General features: G+C 56.2%; 20 protein-coding genes. 15 read left to right on the forward strand and 5 right to left on the reverse strand.

Going from position 1 to position 16473, the window contains the following annotated elements; all coding sequences use genetic code 11:
* The first annotated feature begins 16 nt into the window (after positions 1 to 16).
* The 7 genes from purF (at position 17) to hisP (ending at position 6529) form a co-directional block, all read left to right on the forward strand.
* Positions 17 to 1534: an amidophosphoribosyltransferase gene (purF, locus tag IM303_RS03685; protein WP_014884664.1), complete on the forward strand. Its 1518-nt coding sequence runs from the start codon at positions 17 to 19 to the stop codon at positions 1532 to 1534.
* Between the two features lie 88 nt (positions 1535 to 1622).
* Positions 1623 to 2192: a UbiX family flavin prenyltransferase gene (locus tag IM303_RS03690; RefSeq protein ID WP_028013957.1), complete on the forward strand. Its 570-nt coding sequence runs from the start codon at positions 1623 to 1625 to the stop codon at positions 2190 to 2192.
* 290 nt (positions 2193 to 2482) lie between these two features.
* The gene (gene argT, locus IM303_RS03695) at positions 2483 to 3265 is read left to right on the forward strand and encodes a lysine/arginine/ornithine ABC transporter substrate-binding protein ArgT (RefSeq protein ID WP_028013956.1); all 783 of its coding nucleotides are present in this window, start codon (positions 2483 to 2485) and stop codon (positions 3263 to 3265) included.
* A 212-nt stretch (positions 3266 to 3477) separates the two neighbouring features.
* Entirely contained in the window at positions 3478 to 4260 is a 783-nt protein-coding gene (gene hisJ, locus IM303_RS03700) for a histidine ABC transporter substrate-binding protein HisJ (protein ID WP_049000431.1), read from the forward strand.
* An 87-nt stretch (positions 4261 to 4347) separates the two neighbouring features.
* Entirely contained in the window at positions 4348 to 5034 is a 687-nt protein-coding gene (locus IM303_RS03705; RefSeq protein ID WP_049000429.1) for a histidine ABC transporter permease HisQ, read from the forward strand.
* Positions 5031 to 5747: an ABC transporter permease gene (locus tag IM303_RS03710; protein WP_028013953.1), complete on the forward strand. Its 717-nt coding sequence runs from the start codon at positions 5031 to 5033 to the stop codon at positions 5745 to 5747. The genes IM303_RS03705 and IM303_RS03710 overlap by 4 nt, the downstream gene beginning before the upstream one ends.
* An 8-nt stretch (positions 5748 to 5755) precedes the next feature.
* The gene (hisP, locus tag IM303_RS03715) at positions 5756 to 6529 is read left to right on the forward strand and encodes a histidine ABC transporter ATP-binding protein HisP (RefSeq protein ID WP_010433274.1); all 774 of its coding nucleotides are present in this window, start codon (positions 5756 to 5758) and stop codon (positions 6527 to 6529) included.
* A gap of 99 nt (positions 6530 to 6628) precedes the next feature.
* On the opposite strand, the gene IM303_RS03720 is transcribed toward hisP, so the two are convergent.
* The 4 genes from IM303_RS03720 to yfcG all read right to left on the reverse strand — a co-directional run bounded on the left by IM303_RS03720 (position 6629) and on the right by yfcG (position 9163).
* The gene (locus IM303_RS03720) at positions 6629 to 7138 is read right to left on the reverse strand and encodes a GNAT family N-acetyltransferase (RefSeq protein ID WP_192971258.1); all 510 of its coding nucleotides are present in this window, start codon (positions 7136 to 7138) and stop codon (positions 6629 to 6631) included.
* Positions 7139 to 7182: 44 nt separating this feature from the next.
* Positions 7183 to 8076 (reverse strand): TIGR01777 family oxidoreductase, encoded by an 894-nt coding sequence (locus tag IM303_RS03725; RefSeq protein ID WP_047367995.1) that lies wholly within the window; start codon positions 8074 to 8076, stop codon positions 7183 to 7185.
* A gap of 13 nt (positions 8077 to 8089) precedes the next feature.
* The gene (gene folX, locus IM303_RS03730) at positions 8090 to 8458 is read right to left on the reverse strand and encodes a dihydroneopterin triphosphate 2'-epimerase (RefSeq protein WP_028013950.1); all 369 of its coding nucleotides are present in this window, start codon (positions 8456 to 8458) and stop codon (positions 8090 to 8092) included.
* A 75-nt stretch (positions 8459 to 8533) separates the two neighbouring features.
* Positions 8534 to 9163: a GSH-dependent disulfide bond oxidoreductase gene (gene yfcG, locus IM303_RS03735; protein WP_028013949.1), complete on the reverse strand. Its 630-nt coding sequence runs from the start codon at positions 9161 to 9163 to the stop codon at positions 8534 to 8536.
* A gap of 140 nt (positions 9164 to 9303) precedes the next feature.
* Between yfcG and yfcF the strand changes: the two genes are divergently transcribed.
* Genes yfcF through yfcD form a run of 3 tightly spaced genes read left to right on the forward strand, consistent with a single transcriptional unit; the run spans position 9304 to position 11177 of the window.
* Complete coding sequence (gene yfcF, locus IM303_RS03740) at positions 9304 to 9948, forward strand: glutathione transferase (RefSeq protein WP_049000425.1); 645 nt, start codon at positions 9304 to 9306, stop codon at positions 9946 to 9948.
* A gap of 55 nt (positions 9949 to 10003) precedes the next feature.
* Positions 10004 to 10555, forward strand: coding sequence for a phosphodiesterase (gene yfcE / locus IM303_RS03745; protein ID WP_028013947.1), 552 nt, complete (start codon positions 10004 to 10006; stop codon positions 10553 to 10555).
* A gap of 55 nt (positions 10556 to 10610) precedes the next feature.
* Positions 10611 to 11177, forward strand: a complete 567-nt coding sequence (gene yfcD, locus IM303_RS03750) for an NUDIX hydrolase YfcD (RefSeq protein WP_006811396.1) — start codon at positions 10611 to 10613, stop codon at positions 11175 to 11177.
* Between the two features lie 3 nt (positions 11178 to 11180).
* On the opposite strand, the gene IM303_RS03755 is transcribed toward yfcD, so the two are convergent.
* Positions 11181 to 12200 carry a LacI family DNA-binding transcriptional regulator gene (locus IM303_RS03755; protein WP_041908911.1) on the reverse strand — a complete coding sequence of 340 codons (1020 nt, stop codon included), beginning with the start codon at positions 12198 to 12200 and terminating at the stop codon, positions 11181 to 11183.
* Between the two features lie 232 nt (positions 12201 to 12432).
* Here IM303_RS03755 and IM303_RS03760 point away from each other — a divergent pair, with 232 nt between their 5' ends.
* The 5 genes from IM303_RS03760 (at position 12433) to IM303_RS03780 (ending at position 16415) form a co-directional block, all read left to right on the forward strand.
* Positions 12433 to 12876, forward strand: coding sequence for a PTS sugar transporter subunit IIA (locus IM303_RS03760; protein ID WP_047367993.1), 444 nt, complete (start codon positions 12433 to 12435; stop codon positions 12874 to 12876).
* Positions 12877 to 12956: 80 nt separating this feature from the next.
* Positions 12957 to 13229: a PTS sugar transporter subunit IIB gene (locus tag IM303_RS03765; protein WP_041908914.1), complete on the forward strand. Its 273-nt coding sequence runs from the start codon at positions 12957 to 12959 to the stop codon at positions 13227 to 13229.
* Positions 13230 to 13250: 21 nt separating this feature from the next.
* Entirely contained in the window at positions 13251 to 14642 is a 1392-nt protein-coding gene (locus tag IM303_RS03770; RefSeq protein WP_049000423.1) for a PTS ascorbate transporter subunit IIC, read from the forward strand.
* Positions 14639 to 15469, forward strand: coding sequence for a transketolase (locus tag IM303_RS03775; RefSeq protein ID WP_028013942.1), 831 nt, complete (start codon positions 14639 to 14641; stop codon positions 15467 to 15469). The genes IM303_RS03770 and IM303_RS03775 overlap by 4 nt, the downstream gene beginning before the upstream one ends.
* Positions 15462 to 16415, forward strand: coding sequence for a transketolase family protein (locus IM303_RS03780; protein WP_045259691.1), 954 nt, complete (start codon positions 15462 to 15464; stop codon positions 16413 to 16415). The genes IM303_RS03775 and IM303_RS03780 overlap by 8 nt, the downstream gene beginning before the upstream one ends.
* Positions 16416 to 16473 lie beyond the last annotated feature (58 nt).

Here is a 16473-nt window from a genome sequence, read left to right on the forward strand (position 1 = left end):
AACGAGGAAAAGACGAATGTGCGGTATTGTCGGTATCGCCGGTTTCATGCCGGTAAACCAGTCGATTTATGACGCGTTAACGGTGCTTCAGCACCGTGGGCAGGATGCTGCGGGTATCATCACCATTGATGCAAACAACTGCTTCCGTTTACGTAAGGCCAATGGCCTGGTAAACGATGTATTTGAAGCCCGCCATATGCAGCGTCTGCAAGGTAATATGGGGATCGGTCACGTTCGTTATCCTACTGCTGGCAGTTCCAGCGCCTCTGAGGCACAGCCTTTCTACGTCAACTCACCGTATGGCATCACGCTTGCCCATAACGGCAACCTGACCAACGCTCATGAGCTGCGTAAGAAGCTGTTCGAAGAGAAACGTCGCCACATTAACACCACCTCTGATTCAGAAATCCTGCTCAATGTGTTCGCCAGCGAGCTGGATAACTTCCGTCACTACCCGCTGGAAGCAGACAATATCTTCGCTGCCATTGCCGCGACCAACCGCCAGATCCGCGGTGCGTACGCCTGCGTGGCGATGATCATCGGTCACGGCATGGTCGCCTTCCGCGATCCAAACGGCATTCGTCCGCTGGTGCTGGGCAAGCGCGACCTCGGCGATGGCCGTACCGAATATATGGTTGCCTCTGAGAGCGTGGCGCTGGATACCCTGGGCTTCGAATTCCTGCGCGACGTTGCGCCGGGCGAAGCGGTGTATATCACCGAGAAGGGCCAGTTGTTCACCCGTCAGTGTGCCGACAACCCGGTCAGCAACCCGTGCCTGTTTGAATACGTCTATTTTGCCCGTCCGGATTCGTTCATCGACAAGATTTCCGTCTACAGCGCGCGCGTCAATATGGGCACGAAGCTCGGCGAGAAGATTGCCCGCGAGTGGGACGATCTCGACATTGACGTGGTTATTCCTATCCCGGAAACCTCCTGCGATATCGCCCTGGAGATCGCCCGCATTCTGGACAAGCCGTACCGTCAGGGCTTCGTGAAGAACCGCTACGTTGGCCGCACGTTTATCATGCCGGGCCAGCACCTGCGCCGTAAGTCTGTGCGCCGCAAGCTGAACGCCAACCGCGCGGAATTCCGCGACAAAAACGTTCTGCTTGTGGATGACTCCATCGTTCGCGGCACCACCTCTGAGCAGATTATCGAGATGGCGCGCGAAGCGGGTGCGAAGAAAGTCTACCTGGCGTCTGCCGCGCCGGAGATTCGCTTCCCGAACGTGTACGGCATTGATATGCCAACCGCCAACGAGCTGATTGCTCACGGCCGTGAAGTGGATGAGATTCGCCAGATCATCGGTGCCGACGGCCTGATTTTCCAGGATCTGAACGATCTCATCGACGCGGTGCGCGCCGAGAATCCGGAGATTCAGCAGTTCGAATGCTCCGTGTTCAATGGCGTCTACGTGACGAAAGACGTTGACCAGCAGTACCTCGACTACCTTGATTCGCTGCGCAACGACGATGCGAAAGCCGTTCAGCTGCAAAACGATCTCGAAAGCTTAGAGATGCACAACGAAGGTTAATCTCTCCGCAGGTGAGGGCGCTCGCCCTCACTTGCAACTCCCCGCAAAATCCTGCACAGTCAGCCCAGAATTCAGCAAGGGCGAAATCATGAAACGACTCATAATAGGCATCAGCGGTGCCAGCGGCGCGATTTACGGCGTACGCCTGCTACAGGTTTTGCGTAACGTGGCGGAAGTGGAAACGCATCTGGTGATGAGCCAGGCGGCGCGGCAAACCCTCTCCCTTGAAACGGATCTCTCCCTGCGCGATGTCCAGGCGATGGCGGACGTGGTTCACGATGCCCGCGATATCGCCGCCAGCATCTCCTCAGGCTCGTTTAAAACCGCCGGTATGGTGATCCTGCCCTGTTCAATCAAAACGCTCTCCGGGATTGTGAACAGCTATACCGACACGCTGGTAACGCGCGCGGCGGATGTGGTGCTGAAGGAGCGCCGCCCGCTGGTGCTCTGCGTGCGGGAAACGCCGCTGCACCTGGGCCATCTGCGCCTCATGACCCAGGCCGCCGAGTTGGGCGCAGTGATCATGCCGCCGGTGCCGGCGTTCTATCACCGACCGCAGTCGCTGGACGATGTGATCAATCAGACCGTCAATCGCGTGCTGGATCAGTTTGACATCGACCTGCCCGAAGACCTCTTCACCCGCTGGCAGGGAGCCTGATTCTGTGCACAAATGCTGTGCATGAAAAGAGACGTTGCCCTGTTTCAGGGCAATTATGCAACGGCGATCATATCCTCGACATTTAATTCGCTTTTTCCCTTTTTCTCTTTCCGGTTCGTTCGGCAGACCTGCTATCTTTCACCATTAAGGCAATATCGCAACGTTTTATTAACATATTTAACGTCGAAGTTTTGACCAGACGGCAATGTGGCATAAGACCTGCAAGAGAAGCCTGCAACACAACACACAACACAATACATAATAAAATCACGGTACTTGAGGGTAAATGTATGAAGAAGACGGTTCTGGCTCTGTCTTTGCTGGTGGGGTTAAGTGCGGCGGCAGGTAGCTACGCAGCGCTTCCACAGACGGTTCGTATCGGTACAGACGCAACCTACGCGCCATTCTCTTCCAAGGATGCGAAAGGCGATTTCGTGGGGTTTGATATCGATTTGGGAAATGAAATGTGCAAACGTATGGAAGTGAAATGCACATGGGTGGGCAGCGACTTCGACGCGTTAATCCCGTCGCTGAAGGCAAAGAAAATCGACGCCATTATCTCTTCTCTCTCCATCACCGAAAAACGCCAGCAGGAGATTGCCTTCTCTGACAAGCTCTACGCTGCGGATTCGCGTCTGATTGCCGCGAAAGGTTCCCCGATCCAGCCGACCATCGACTCGCTGAAAGGCAAGCATGTGGGCGTGCTCCAGGGCTCGACCCAAGAAGGTTACGCGAATGCCAACTGGCGCGAGAAGGGCGTCGACGTGGTGGCTTACCAGAACCAGGATCTGATCTACTCTGACCTGGCGGCAGGCCGTCTGGATGCCGCATTCCAGGATGAAGTCGCGGCGAGCGAAGGCTTCCTGAAGCAGCCGGCCGGTAAAGATTACGCCTTTGCGGGCCCGTCCGTGAAAGACAAAAAATACTTTGGTGACGGCACCGGCATCGGCCTGCGTAAGGACGATAAAGAGCTGAAAGCCGCCTTTGACAAAGCATTCACGGAACTGCGCAAAGACGGTACCTACGACAAACTGGCGAAGAAATACTTCGACTTCAACGTCTACGGTGACTAACGCACCGGCGTGGTGCGTCGCGGGTGTGGATGATTCAATATGGTGCAATTCGTGCACCATATTGGGTCGCTACGTGCATACTTAAGCATTTATAATGCAAAAATTCCCGTCTGAAAGGCATTATTCTTTGCCTGACAGCGTGGATTAATGGCACATTAACCCCACCCCGTCGTCGTAAAAAACCGTATGAAGACAGTTTGTTGAGGACAAATATGAAAAAACTCGTGTTGTCATTATCTCTGGTACTGGCCTTTTCCAGCGCCACCGCGGCCTTCGCAGCCATTCCGCAGAAAATTCGTATTGGCACCGATCCAACCTACGCGCCGTTTGAATCGAAGAATTCAAAGGGTGAACTGGTGGGTTTTGACATCGATCTGGCCAATGAGCTGTGCAAACGCATCAAAGCACAGTGTACTTATGTAGAGAACCCGCTGGATGCGCTGATCCCTTCCCTGAAAGCTAAAAAAATAGACGCGATTATGTCCTCGCTTTCCATCACCGAGAAACGTCAGCAGGAGATTGCCTTCACCGACAAGCTCTATGCGGCCGATTCACGTCTGGTAGTGGCTAAGTCTTCTGACATTCAACCGACCCTCGAGTCGCTGAACGGGAAACGCGTGGGCGTGCTGCAGGGCACCACGCAGGAAACCTACGGTAACGAACACTGGGCGCCGAAGGGGATCGAAATCGTCTCCTATCAGGGCCAGGAAAATATTTACGCAGACCTGACGGCAGGCCGTATTGATGCGGCATTCCAGGATGAAGTCGCGGCAAGCGAAGGTTTCCTGAAAACGCCGGTGGGTAAAGATTACAAGTTCGGCGGTCCGTCCATTAAGGATGAGAAGCTCTTTGGCGTGGGTACCGGTATGGGCCTGCGTAAGGAAGACAACGAACTGCGTGAGGCGCTGAACAAAGCGTTTGCTGAAATGCGCGCTGACGGTACCTACGATAAGCTGGCGAAAAAGTACTTCGATTTCAATGTGTACGGCGGCTAATCGCTCCGTCAAATAACGTGCGGCCCCTCCCGCTGGAGGAGGGGATAAGACACGGTTTACCACTCACGATACGACAGGGCTCGCGGTATGCTGTACGGATTTTCTGGCGTTATTTTACAGGGCGCGCTTGTCACCCTTGAGCTGGCTATCAGCTCCGTGGTGCTGGCGGTGCTGATAGGTCTGGCGGGCGCAGGGGCGAAGCTTTCGGCTAACAAACCGCTGTCGCTCATTTTCGAAGGCTATACCACGCTCATTCGCGGCGTACCCGATCTGGTGCTGATGCTGCTTATTTTTTACGGCCTGCAGATTGCCCTGAACAGCGTGACGGATGCGATGGGCATGGGACAAATTGATATCGACCCGATGGTGGCCGGTATTATCACCCTCGGTTTTATCTACGGTGCCTACTTCACGGAAACCTTCCGTGGCGCTTATATGGCGGTTCCCAGAGGACACATTGAAGCGGCAACCGCATTTGGTTTTACCTCTTCACAAACGTTTCGCCGGATTATGTTCCCGGCCATGATGCGCTATGCGCTGCCGGGCATCGGCAACAACTGGCAGGTTATCCTCAAAGCGACGGCGCTGGTCTCTCTGCTCGGTCTGGAAGACGTCGTGAAAGCGACTCAGCTGGCGGGCAAGAGCACCTGGGAGCCGTTCTACTTTGCGGTGGTCTGCGGCGCGATCTATCTGGTCTTTACGACCGTCTCCAATGGTGTGCTGCTTCTGCTCGAGCGTCGCTACTCCGTGGGTGTGAAGAGGGCTGACCTGTGATTGAGATTATTCAGGAATACTGGAAATCCCTGCTGTGGACGGATGGCTACCGCTTTACCGGCGTGGCGATCACGCTCTGGCTGCTGATTTCTTCCGTGGTGATGGGCGGCATTCTGGCGGTGTTTCTCGCCATCGGCCGCGTGTCGAACAATAAATTTATTCAGTTCCCGATTTGGCTATTTACCTACGTGTTTCGCGGCACGCCGCTGTACGTGCAGCTGCTGGTGTTCTATTCGGGGATGTATACGCTGGAGATCGTAAAAGGCACGGAAATGCTGAATGCGTTCTTCCGCAGTGGCCTGAACTGTACGGTGCTGGCGCTAACGCTCAACACCTGCGCCTATACCACCGAGATTTTCGCCGGGGCCATTCGTTCCGTGCCGCACGGTGAGATCGAGGCCGCGCGCGCGTACGGCTTCTCCTCGGTGAAACTTTACCGCTGCATTATTCTGCCGTCGGCGCTGCGCATTGCGCTACCGGCCTACAGCAACGAAGTGATTTTGATGCTGCACTCCACCGCGCTCGCCTTTACCGCCACGGTGCCGGACCTGCTCAAAATCGCGCGCGATATCAACTCCGCGACCTATCAGCCGTTTACCGCGTTTGGCATTGCGGCGGTGCTCTATTTAATTATCTCGTATGTTCTGATTAGCCTGTTCCGTAAGGCTGAAAAACGCTGGTTGCAGCATATAAAACCTTCTTCGACGCACTGAGAAAGATGATGGCTGAGAACAAATTAAACGTTATTGATTTGCACAAACGCTACGGCGAACATGAAGTGCTGAAAGGGGTGTCGCTGCAGGCTAACGCAGGCGACGTAATCAGTATCATCGGTTCATCCGGCTCGGGTAAAAGTACCTTCCTGCGCTGCATTAACTTCCTCGAAAAGCCGAGCGAAGGCTCGATTGTGGTGAGCGGGCAGAACATCAACCTGGTGCGTGACAAAGACGGCCAGCTGAAGGTGGCGGATAAGCATCAGCTGCGCCTGCTGCGTACGCGCCTGACGATGGTGTTCCAGCATTTCAACCTGTGGAGCCACATGACGGTGCTGGAGAACGTGATGGAAGCGCCGGTTCAGGTGCTCGGCTTAAGCAAGCAGGAAGCCCGGGAACGCGCGGTGAAATACCTGGCGAAAGTGGGGATCGATGAGCGCCAGCAGATGAAGTATCCGGTACACCTCTCCGGTGGCCAGCAGCAGCGTGTCTCCATCGCCCGCGCGCTGGCGATGGAGCCGGAAGTGCTGCTGTTCGACGAACCGACCTCCGCGCTGGACCCGGAACTCGTCGGCGAAGTGCTGCGCATCATGCAGAAGCTGGCCGAAGAGGGCAAAACGATGGTGGTGGTGACGCACGAGATGGGCTTCGCCCGTAACGTCTCGAACCACGTGATTTTCCTGCATCAGGGGAAAATTGAAGAGCAGGGGCACCCTGACGAGGTGCTGGCAAACCCGCAGAGCCCGCGTTTGCAGCAGTTCCTTAAAGGATCTCTGAAATAAAGAGGGCATCAGCCCGCAGTGCAGCCCAATCGTCCGGTGACGCTTCGCTTACCGGGCCTACAAAACCCCAGGCCGGGCAAACGCAGTGCCGCCCGGCATTCAGGCCGCACCACACTCCAGGCGATACACCCAGTCGTCATACCGCACGCCGTCAATCTCATACGCCTTTTCAAGCACCTGCGTGCGCACAAACCCGGCTTTCTCAAGCACCCGCACAGACCCGCCGTTGTCCGCCAGCACGTACGCGTTAATCGCCTTCACGCCAGTCTGGTTAAACGCGTAGTCACATACCGCGCGCAGCGCCTCGCTGGCGAGGCCTTTTCCCTGCGCGGCAGGCACAACCGTGTAGCCGATTTCCGCCTCTTCACGATTCTCAGGGCTAATTTGCAGGCCGATATCGCCCAGCGGCGTATCGTCATCCCGAAAGCGGATCACGAAGACATGCTCCGCCATCAGGCGTGCGGCAAACACGCGTCGGGTCTCTTTCTCAGGCGCAATCGCGGCCATATAGCGCATGATGTCGCTGTTTTCGCGCAGCGAGCGGAAGAACGCCCAGTCAGAGGGTTCGAAAGGGGTGAGGTGAAGTCGGGATGTAGTGATGGTTGCCATTGTTACGCCATTTCATCGGAACATGGCGTATCACTGTAACATATTCAGCGTACCACATCCCCCAGCGCCTCTTCTAAGTCATACCAGCGAAACGCAAACCCCGCCGCTTCCAGCCGTTTTGGCAGCGCGCGCTGACCGCCCAGCACCAGCACGGACGCTTCGCCCATCAACAGGCGAATTGCCGTCGCAGGCACGCGTAAAATCGCCGGGCGATGCAGGGCATGCCCCAGCGCGTGGGCAAACTGTTCATTTCGCACCGGATACGGCGCAACCATGTTAAACGGCCCGCGCAGATCGTTATCCAGCAGCCAGATAATGCCGTTCACCATATCGTCGATATGGATCCAGGCCAGGTACTGTCGCCCGTTGCCGATCGGCCCGCCGAGCCCCAGCCTGAAGGGCGGAAGCATTTTACCCAGAATGCCGCCTTTCGGCGCAAGCACTACGCCGGTACGCAGCAGGCAGACGCGGGTATTGTCGCTTTGCGCCGCGCAGGCGATGCGCTCCCACTGGGCGCAGAGTTTATGGGTGAACTCGTTGTGGGGCGGCTCTTCCTCGGTCACCACCACTTCGCCGAGATCGCCGTAATAGCCCGTCGCAGAGCCTGAAATCAGCACCGACGGCGGGGTCTGGCTGTTGCGAATCAGCTCAACCAGCTTCTCGGTGATGTTCCAGCGGCTGCTGCACAACCGCTGTTTCTGCTCTTCGGTCCAGCGCTTATCGGCGATGGGTTCGCCCGCAAGGTTGATGACGGCGTCGAAGCCGTCCAGATTCTGCCGATCGGCCAGCCCTTTCCAGATATCGACTCCCGCGCCCAGCACCTGGCGCGCTTTCTCCGGGCTGCGGGTCACTACGGTAATGTCGTGATGCAGCGCCTGCAAACGCGCAATGAGATGGCGCCCAATCAGGCCTGTACCGCCGGTCAGCAGAATCTTCATACAACCTCCAGGTTTACGCCTGGCGTCGCCAGCTTAACGTCATGGAGACGGAGTCGGCATAGCGCAGGGCGTGAAGTTTATCGATCTCTACTTCAGCATAAGTGACCCAGTGATGATCGCGTGCGATATCGAGCACATCCTGGGTTAATTTTTCCAGCAGCGAGAAGCGGTTGTTTTCCACGTACTGGATGATGTTTTTAGTGATCGTGCGATAGTTCAGCGCGTCATTGATGTCTTCGCTGGCCCGCGCTTTGTCTGCCGGGTAGTGAATCACCACATTAATGACAATATCCTGACGGTTGGCAATCTCTTCCTCTTTGATACCAATGAACGTGCGCAAGCGTAAATTTTTTATACGAATAATAGCGTCTGGCTGTGACATTGCAGGTCTTCTCCGTGTCAGTATTTCCCGCCCATAATACATGAGAGCCTCTCAGCCACCCAGCCTCATAGGTGATTAAACCTGCTGGATTTTTTGCATTGCGCGTTCGGTGGCCGGGCGGGTCCGGATACGCTCAAACCAGTTGTTCACCGCCGGGTAAGACGCTAAGTCAATCCGGTGTTTATCATGCGTATTTACCCACGGCCAGCAGGCGATATCGGCAATGCTGTAATGGTCGCCCCCGAGCCACGGCGTTTTCTCCAGCCGCTGGTTCAGAACGCCGTAAAGACGCTGGGTTTCAACCTGATATCGCTCAATGGCGTAAGGAATAGTCTGCGGCGCGAAGGCGGTGAAGTGGTGGTTCTGCCCCAGCATCGGCCCAAAGCCGCTTGACTGCCAGAAAAGCCACTGCAGAGTGTGGTGACGCTCGCGCAGTTCACCGCTCAGCAGCTTGCCGGTTTTCTCTGCCAGATAAAGCAAAATTTCACCGGATTCAAACAGGCTTAACGGCCTGCCTCCGTCCGCCGGCTGGCTATCAATAATGGCCGGAATTTTATTGTTGGGCGAAATAGCCAAAAACACAGGGTTGAACTGTTCGCCTTTGCTGATATCCACGCGGATGATTCTGTAATCCAGTTCAGCTTCTTCGAGAAAGAGTGTGATCTTGTGGCCGTTTGGGGTAGGGGCGTAATAAAGGTCAATCATTCTCAACTCCTGTCCATGCGAATAGTGGTGCCATGACAAATGAGTATAGGTGCTTGTTGTAAATCGTGAGTTTTCATCAAGTGACAGCGAAGCAAAGAGATTATATGTTGAGTAAAAACCGATCAGCCGATGAGGATGTTATGAACCAGCCCGTAATTACGTTGTGGTCCGATGCAAATTTCTTTTCTCCCTATGTTATGAGCGTTTACGTCGCGCTGGCCGAAAAGGGGCTCTCTTTTACGCTGAAGACCGTCGATCTCGACGGTGGTGAACACCTCAAACCCCAGTGGCAGGGTTACGACCTGACGCGACGCGTGCCGGTGCTGGAACTGGATGGTTTTGCACTGAGCGAATCCTCGGCGATCGATGAATATCTGGAAGATCGTTTTGCGCCGCCGGAGTGGGAGCGCATCTATCCTCACGATCTGCAAAAGCGCGCCCGCGCCCGGCAGATCCAGGCGTGGCTGCGTAGCGACCTGGTGCCGATTCGCGTCGAGCGCTCCACGGATGTCGTGTTTGCCGGTGTGAAAAAGCCAGCGCTCAGCGCAGAAGGCGTCGATAGCGCGCAAAAGCTGATTGAAACTGCAACCTCGCTGCTCGCTCACGGCAACCCGAACCTGTTCGGTGAATGGTGTATTGCCGATACCGATCTGGCGCTGATGCTGAACCGTTTGATCCTCAACGGCGATGAGGTCCCTCAACTGCTGGTGGACTATGCGGCGTTCCAGTGGCAGCGAGCCTCCGTACAGCGCTATGTGGCACTCTCCGCTAAGCGCGCGGGCTGATAAGCCCTGACGCTTCAGGTATGATAAGGGGAGTTTTTTTACCAGGGAGTGACGGATGAAACTGATGTTTGCGTCAGATATCCATGGATCGCTGCCCGCGACCGAGCGAGTGCTTTCTCTGTTTTCGCAAAGCGGGGCCCAATGGCTGGTGATTCTGGGGGATGTGTTAAATCATGGTCCGCGTAATGCGCTGCCGGAAGGCTATGCCCCGGCGCAGGTGGCGGAAAAGCTTAACCCGTTTGCCTCGCGCATTATCGCCGTTCGCGGTAATTGCGACAGCGAAGTCGACCAGATGCTGCTGCATTTTCCCCTTACCGCGCCATGGCAACAGGTTCTGCTGGAAAACAGCCGCCTGTTTCTTACCCACGGACACCTTTTCGGCCCGGATAATCTCCCGGCGCTCGCGGCTGGCGATGTCCTGGTTTACGGCCATACTCATATTCCGGTGGCTGAAAAACGCGGTGAGATTTACCATTTTAACCCGGGGTCGGTCAGCATTCCGAAAGGCGGATATCCTGCGAGCTATGGCCTGCTGGATGGAAATACCCTGAGCGTTATCGCACTTAATGATCAGCAAGTTATTGCGCAGGTAGCGATTAATCCGTAAGTTACACCACAACTGCAAACGCGCCGAAAGAGCGCTTAGACGAGAAGGTTTCCCGATGGTGGAGCAGAATCATTTGGCAAGTACTGAATGGGTTGACATTGTCAGCGAAGAAAATGAAGTGATCGCGCAGGCGAGCCGCGAACAAATGCGTGCAGAGCGACTGCGTCACCGTGCAACGTACATCGTTGTGCATGACGGCATGGGCAAGATTCTGGTCCAGCGCCGCACGGACACCAAAGATTTTCTTCCGGGCATGCTTGATGCCACCGCAGGCGGCGTCGTGCAGGCCGATGAAGTGCTGCTGGATTCCGCACGCCGTGAAGCGGAAGAAGAGTTAGGTATCGCCGGGGTGCCGTTTGCCGAGCACGGGCAGTTCTATTTCGAAGACGAACATTGCCGCGTCTGGGGTGGACTGTTTAGCTGCGTTTCCCATGGGCCTTTCGCCCTGCAGGAAGAGGAAGTGAGCGAAGTCTGCTGGATGACGCCGGAAGAGATTACCGCCCGCTGCGATGAGTTCACGCCGGATTCGTTAAAAGCGCTGGCGCTGTGGATGACCCGCAACGCCAAAAACGAATCCGCTAAGCCGGAAAACAAAGCGGAAAAAGAGGAAGAGGCTGAGTAAGCCTTAACAGCTTTCCCGCAGGCACAGGCTGGACGCGATGGGTTTTTGGTCGCGCCAGTCTCCGTCATTCAGACGTTCCAGTAGCGCTTTACCTGCCTCAATCCCAATCTTTCGATGCGGTACCGCCATCGTCGTCAGCGGCGGCTGGCAGACGCGGCTCACATCGCTATCGCCAAAGCCCACGACAGCCAGATCGTCCGGCACTTTAATGCGTCGACGCTGACACTCATACAGCGCGCCGCAGGCCAGCTCGTCTGATACGCACACCAGCGCATCCAGCTCCGGCCACGCCAGCAAGAACTCTGGCAGCTGTGCCGCGCCGGTCGAGAAGCTCGGCGGCATCGCCGCGTTAATCACCCGGTTCGGCGACAGATGATGGCGCAGCATCGCCTTGTACCAGCCCTGCAAATGCTGCTGGAAAATCCACTGCTCCTGGTTGGCGCACAGCAGGCCGATATTCTGGTAGCCGCGCCTAATCACCATTTCCGTCAGCTCGTACATGGCCGCCACGTTATCGATCCCGATATTCATATCGATCGGATCGGCGCGCATCGCACCCATCTCCATTACCGGAATCGAGGCGTTTTTCAGCCAGTGGCGAACGGTGTCGGTGTGCTCGACGCTGAGCAAAATCGCGGCGGCGATATTTGACGCCAGCAGGGTCTCAAGCAGCTTCTCTTCCTGCTCAAGCCGATGCTGGGACTCTGCCAGCATAATCTGGTATCCGGCGGGCTGCAGCACCTGCTGTAGGCCCGCAAACATTTCAGAGCAACCGGCTTCGGAAAGGTTGGGAACAACCATCGCAATCGTCCATGAGGACGCGGATGCCAGTGCGCTGGCGGCGAGATTGGGCATATAGCCCAGCTCCTGCACCGCAGCTTCAATTTTTTCACGCAGTTTATCGGAAACCTGTTCGGGCGTGCGGAGCGCACGGGAGACGGTCATCGTGCCGACTCCGGCAAGCTGCGCGACATCAGCGAGCGTGACTTTTCCGGTACTGCGCCGTTTTCGGGTTAAAGACATACACCTTCCTGCTGACCAGACGCGTTCTTTTTTCCTTCATTTCAGGTGACAGGCAGTATACGCCTTAAATCCCTTTTTTTGCTGTGATTTCACACCATGATTACATTTTGATAGCGCTATCACATTTCTGCATGTTGGTAATTGGTAGCGCTATCTTTGTGATCGCGATCGCAGTCAATGATTGATGGGTTGAATAAAGTTTGCCCATCTTTAGCGTTTGGCGGGAGGGAAAATGCTCAAAAAGTGGATATATGATACAACCATCACGCTGCAGGATAGCGTGGAAAGCTGGCCACAGGCGCTGGAGATATGCGCGAAACCGCTGCTGGATCTGCAGGTGATTGCACCGGAATACGTGACGGCAATCATTCAGCAGCACCATACGTTAGGACCCTATTATGTGCTGGCACCAGGGCTAGCCATGCCGCATGCGCGGCCGGAGGAAGGCGCCAAAGGACTGGGCTTGTCATTACTAAAACTAAAACAGGGCGTCTCTTTTGGTGCCGGAGAGTTTGACCCTGTCGATCTGATTATTATGCTTGCGGCACCGGATAAACATAGCCATATCGAAATGATATCCGCGCTCGCTGAATTATTTTCCAGCGACGAAGATATGGAGAAATTACATCAGGCGAATACCCTGGAGGACATTAAAACCATTATTGACCGCTTCTGATTTAATTTTTTAATCCGATTATTCACAACATTACGCGCCAGCGTGATGGGGCGTGCTCTACTCAAAATAAGGGGACAACAATGAAAATCATGGCTATTTGCGGTTCTGGCCTGGGCAGCAGTTTTATGGTCGAAATGAACATTAAAAAAGTGCTTAAAAAGCTGGACATTGAGGCCGAGGTTGAACACTCCGATCTCTCCTCCGCCACGCCGGGCGCGGCGGATCTGTTCGTGATGGCGAAAGACATTGCGGCCAGCGCCAGCGTGCCGGAAAGCCAGCTGGTGGTGATCAACAACATCATTGATATCAACGAACTCGAAGCGCAGCTGCGCGCCTGGTTCGACAGACAATAACCCTGATAAGGCGAGGTGGATATGTTTATCCTTGAAACGCTGAATTTCGTTGTCGATATTTTAAAAGTCCCTTCGGTGCTGGTGGGTTTAATTGCGTTAATTGGTCTGGTCGCGCAGAAAAAAGCGTTTTCTGATGTCGTAAAAGGCACAATTAAAACGATTCTCGGCTTTATTGTACTGGGCGGTGGTGCCACGGTGCTGGTGGGGTCGTTAAACCCGTTAGGCGGCATGTTTGAGCACGCTTTTAATATCCAGGGCATTATTCCAAACAATGAAGCGATTGTGTCGATCGCGCTGGAAAAATACGGCGCCTCGACCGCGCTGATCATGGCCTTCGGCATGGTGGCGAACATTGTCGTCGCGCGCTTTACCCGCCTGAAGTACATCTTCCTGACCGGGCACCACACCTTCTACATGGCGTGCATGATCGGCGTGATCCTGACGGTCGCAGGCTTTGAAGGGGTGGGGCTGGTATTTACCGGTTCGCTGATCCTCGGCCTGATTATGGCCTTCTTCCCGGCGATTGCGCAGCGCTATATGAAGCGTATTACCGGCAACGATGAGATCGCCTTCGGTCATTTCGGTACGCTGGGCTACGTGCTGTCCGGCTGGATTGGCAGCAGGGTCGGCAAAGGCTCGCGCTCCACCGAAGAGATGAACCTGCCGAAAAACCTCAGCTTCCTGCGCGACAGTTCGATCTCCATCTCCCTGACCATGATGGTTATCTACCTGATCATGGCGGTAAGCGCCGGGCGTGAGTACGTGGAGTCCACCTTCAGCGGCGGACAAAACTACCTGGTCTACGCCATCATCATGGCGATCACCTTCGCGGCGGGCGTGTTCATCATCCTGCAGGGCGTGCGCCTGATTCTGGCGGAAATCGTCCCGGCCTTTACCGGCTTCTCGGAAAAACTGGTGCCGAACGCGCGTCCGGCGCTGGACTGCCCGGTGGTCTACCCGTATGCGCCAAACGCGGTGCTGATTGGCTTCCTGTTCAGCTTCCTCGGGGGAATTGTGGGGTTGTTGATCTGCGGTCAGTTTAGCTGGGTGCTGATCCTGCCGGGCGTAGTGCCGCACTTCTTCACCGGTGCGACGGCGGGCGTGTTCGGAAACGCCACCGGTGGACGCCGCGGGGCAATGATAGGCGCCTTTGCTAACGGCCTGCTGATTACCTTCCTCCCGGTCCTGCTGCTGCCGGTACTGGGTGCGATTGGCTTTGCTAACACCACCTTCTCGGACGCCGACTTCGGCGCGGTCGGGATTGTGCTGGGCAACCTGGCGCGCTTCCTGTCACCGCTTGCCATCACCGGGCTGGTTGTGGCGCTGTTCGCGCTGCTGGTGGCCTACAACATCTTCGCGAAAAACAAACCTGCGGGTAGTAACGCGCAGGAAAATACCGGAGCCAAATCATGAATGAGAACGAGATAACCGAACTGGCGCGTCAGATCCGTCTTGAAACCCTCAAATCCCTGACGCAGCTGGGCTTTGGGCACTACGGCGGCAGCATGTCGGTGGTGGAAACCCTGGCGGTGCTGTACGGCGCCGTGATGAAGATCGACCCGGCGGATCCGGACTGGCCTGAGCGCGATTACTTTGTGCTGTCGAAAGGTCATGCAGGCCCGGCGCTCTACAGCACCCTGGCGATTAAGGGCTACTTCCCGGTTGAAGAGCTGAGCACGCTGAACCAGAACGGAACGCGTCTGCCCAGCCACCCGGACCGCCTGAAAACGCGAGGCGTGGATGCCACCACCGGCTCGCTGGGGCAGGGGATCTCCATTGCGGGCGGTATGGCACTCTCGCACAGGCTGGCCGGGCGACCGAATCGGGTCTTCTGCATCGTTGGCGACGGCGAGCTGAACGAAGGCCAGTGCTGGGAAGCGTTCCAGTTTATCGCTCACCATCGTCTGAACAACCTGACCGTGTTCGTGGACTGGAACAAACAGCAGCTCGACGGCGAACTGGACGAAATCATCTGTGCCTTCGACCTGGAGGGCAAATTCCGCGCCTTTGGCTTTGACGTGGTGACGGTCAAAGGGGATGACATTCCGGCACTGCTGAAGGTGACTTCAAGGGTACCGGAGGCCGATGCGCGTCCGCGGGTGGTGATCCTCGACAGCATCAAAGGGCAGGGCGTGCCTTACCTGGAACAGCTCAGCAACTCGCACCACCTGCGATTGACCGCGGAGAGCAAAGCGGCCCTCAATGAGACGATTCGCCAACTGGAGGCTTCACATGATTAAGGTTGCACCGGCAGGACAGAAAGACGCCGTTGAGATGCGCAAGGTCTACGCGGGCTTTGTGGCAAAGCAGATTGAGGCCGGCAGCGAGATTATCGCCCTGGAAGCGGACCTGATGAGCTCAATGGCGATGGACGGCGTAGCGCGCGATTATCCGCAGCACGTGATTAACTGCGGCATTATGGAGGCCAACGTCATCGGCACTGCGGCGGGGCTGTCGCTCACCGGCCGTAAGCCGTTCGTGCACACTTTCACCGCGTTTGCCAGCCGCCGCTGCTTCGACCAGCTGTTTATGTCCCTGGACTACCAGCGCAACAACGTGAAGGTGATTGCCTCGGATGCGGGCGTGACGGCCTGCCACAACGGTGGGACGCACATGTCCTTCGAGGATATGGGCATCGTGCGCGGTCTGGCGCATTCGGTGGTGCTGGAAGTTACCGATGCGGTGATGTTCGAGGATGTGCTGCGTCAGCTTATCGATCTCGAAGGCTTCTACTGGGTGCGCACCATCCGCAAGCAGGCGCCGAGCGTCTATGCGCCGGGCTCAACCTTCACCATTGGCAAAGGCAACGTGTTGCGCGAGGGAAGCGATATCACGCTGATTGCCAACGGCATCATGGTGGCGGAAGCGCTGGAGGCGGCGCGCCAGCTGGAACAGGAGGGGGTAAGCGCAGCGGTCATCGACATGTTTACCCTGAAGCCCATCGATCGGATGCTGGTGAAAAACTATGCCGAGAAAACCGGGCGTATTGTGACCTGCGAAAACCACAGTATTCACAACGGTCTCGGGTCAGCGGTGGCGGAAGTGCTGGTGGAGACCTGCCCGGTGCCGATGCGTCGCGTGGGCGTGAAGGAGCGTTACGGCCAGGTGGGCACACAGGACTTCCTGCAAAAAGAGTATGGCCTGACGGCGCATGACATTGTGTCGGCGGCGCGGGAGCTGCTGTAATAAAAAAAGGCGACCGTGTGGTCGCCTTTTTGTTGCCCGGTAAGCGCCAGCGCCACCG

Source organism: Enterobacter cloacae complex sp. P38RS (genome assembly GCF_014930775.1).
In the GTDB taxonomy this organism is placed as follows: domain Bacteria; phylum Pseudomonadota; class Gammaproteobacteria; order Enterobacterales; family Enterobacteriaceae; genus Enterobacter; species Enterobacter bugandensis.

Bases quoted from the DNA above. Each gene is read 5' to 3' on its own strand.
- purF (WP_014884664.1), top strand. From the start codon at position 17: ATGTGCGGTATTGTCGGTATCGCCGGTTTCATGCCGGTAAACCAGTCG.
- IM303_RS03690 (WP_028013957.1), top strand. From the start codon at position 1,623: ATGAAACGACTCATAATAGGCATCAGCGGTGCCAGCGGCGCGATTTAC.
- argT (WP_028013956.1), top strand. From the start codon at position 2,483: ATGAAGAAGACGGTTCTGGCTCTGTCTTTGCTGGTGGGGTTAAGTGCG.
- hisJ (WP_049000431.1), top strand. From the start codon at position 3,478: ATGAAAAAACTCGTGTTGTCATTATCTCTGGTACTGGCCTTTTCCAGC.
- IM303_RS03705 (WP_049000429.1), top strand. From the start codon at position 4,348: ATGCTGTACGGATTTTCTGGCGTTATTTTACAGGGCGCGCTTGTCACC.
- hisP (WP_010433274.1), top strand. From the start codon at position 5,756: ATGGCTGAGAACAAATTAAACGTTATTGATTTGCACAAACGCTACGGC.
- IM303_RS03720 (WP_192971258.1), bottom strand. From the start codon at position 7,138: ATGGCAACCATCACTACATCCCGACTTCACCTCACCCCTTTCGAACCC.
- IM303_RS03725 (WP_047367995.1), bottom strand. From the start codon at position 8,076: ATGAAGATTCTGCTGACCGGCGGTACAGGCCTGATTGGGCGCCATCTC.
- folX (WP_028013950.1), bottom strand. From the start codon at position 8,458: ATGTCACAGCCAGACGCTATTATTCGTATAAAAAATTTACGCTTGCGC.
- yfcG (WP_028013949.1), bottom strand. From the start codon at position 9,163: ATGATTGACCTTTATTACGCCCCTACCCCAAACGGCCACAAGATCACA.
- yfcF (WP_049000425.1), top strand. From the start codon at position 9,304: ATGAACCAGCCCGTAATTACGTTGTGGTCCGATGCAAATTTCTTTTCT.
- yfcE (WP_028013947.1), top strand. From the start codon at position 10,004: ATGAAACTGATGTTTGCGTCAGATATCCATGGATCGCTGCCCGCGACC.
- yfcD (WP_006811396.1), top strand. From the start codon at position 10,611: ATGGTGGAGCAGAATCATTTGGCAAGTACTGAATGGGTTGACATTGTC.
- IM303_RS03755 (WP_041908911.1), bottom strand. From the start codon at position 12,200: ATGTCTTTAACCCGAAAACGGCGCAGTACCGGAAAAGTCACGCTCGCT.
- IM303_RS03760 (WP_047367993.1), top strand. From the start codon at position 12,433: ATGCTCAAAAAGTGGATATATGATACAACCATCACGCTGCAGGATAGC.
- IM303_RS03765 (WP_041908914.1), top strand. From the start codon at position 12,957: ATGAAAATCATGGCTATTTGCGGTTCTGGCCTGGGCAGCAGTTTTATG.
- IM303_RS03770 (WP_049000423.1), top strand. From the start codon at position 13,251: ATGTTTATCCTTGAAACGCTGAATTTCGTTGTCGATATTTTAAAAGTC.
- IM303_RS03775 (WP_028013942.1), top strand. From the start codon at position 14,639: ATGAATGAGAACGAGATAACCGAACTGGCGCGTCAGATCCGTCTTGAA.
- IM303_RS03780 (WP_045259691.1), top strand. From the start codon at position 15,462: ATGATTAAGGTTGCACCGGCAGGACAGAAAGACGCCGTTGAGATGCGC.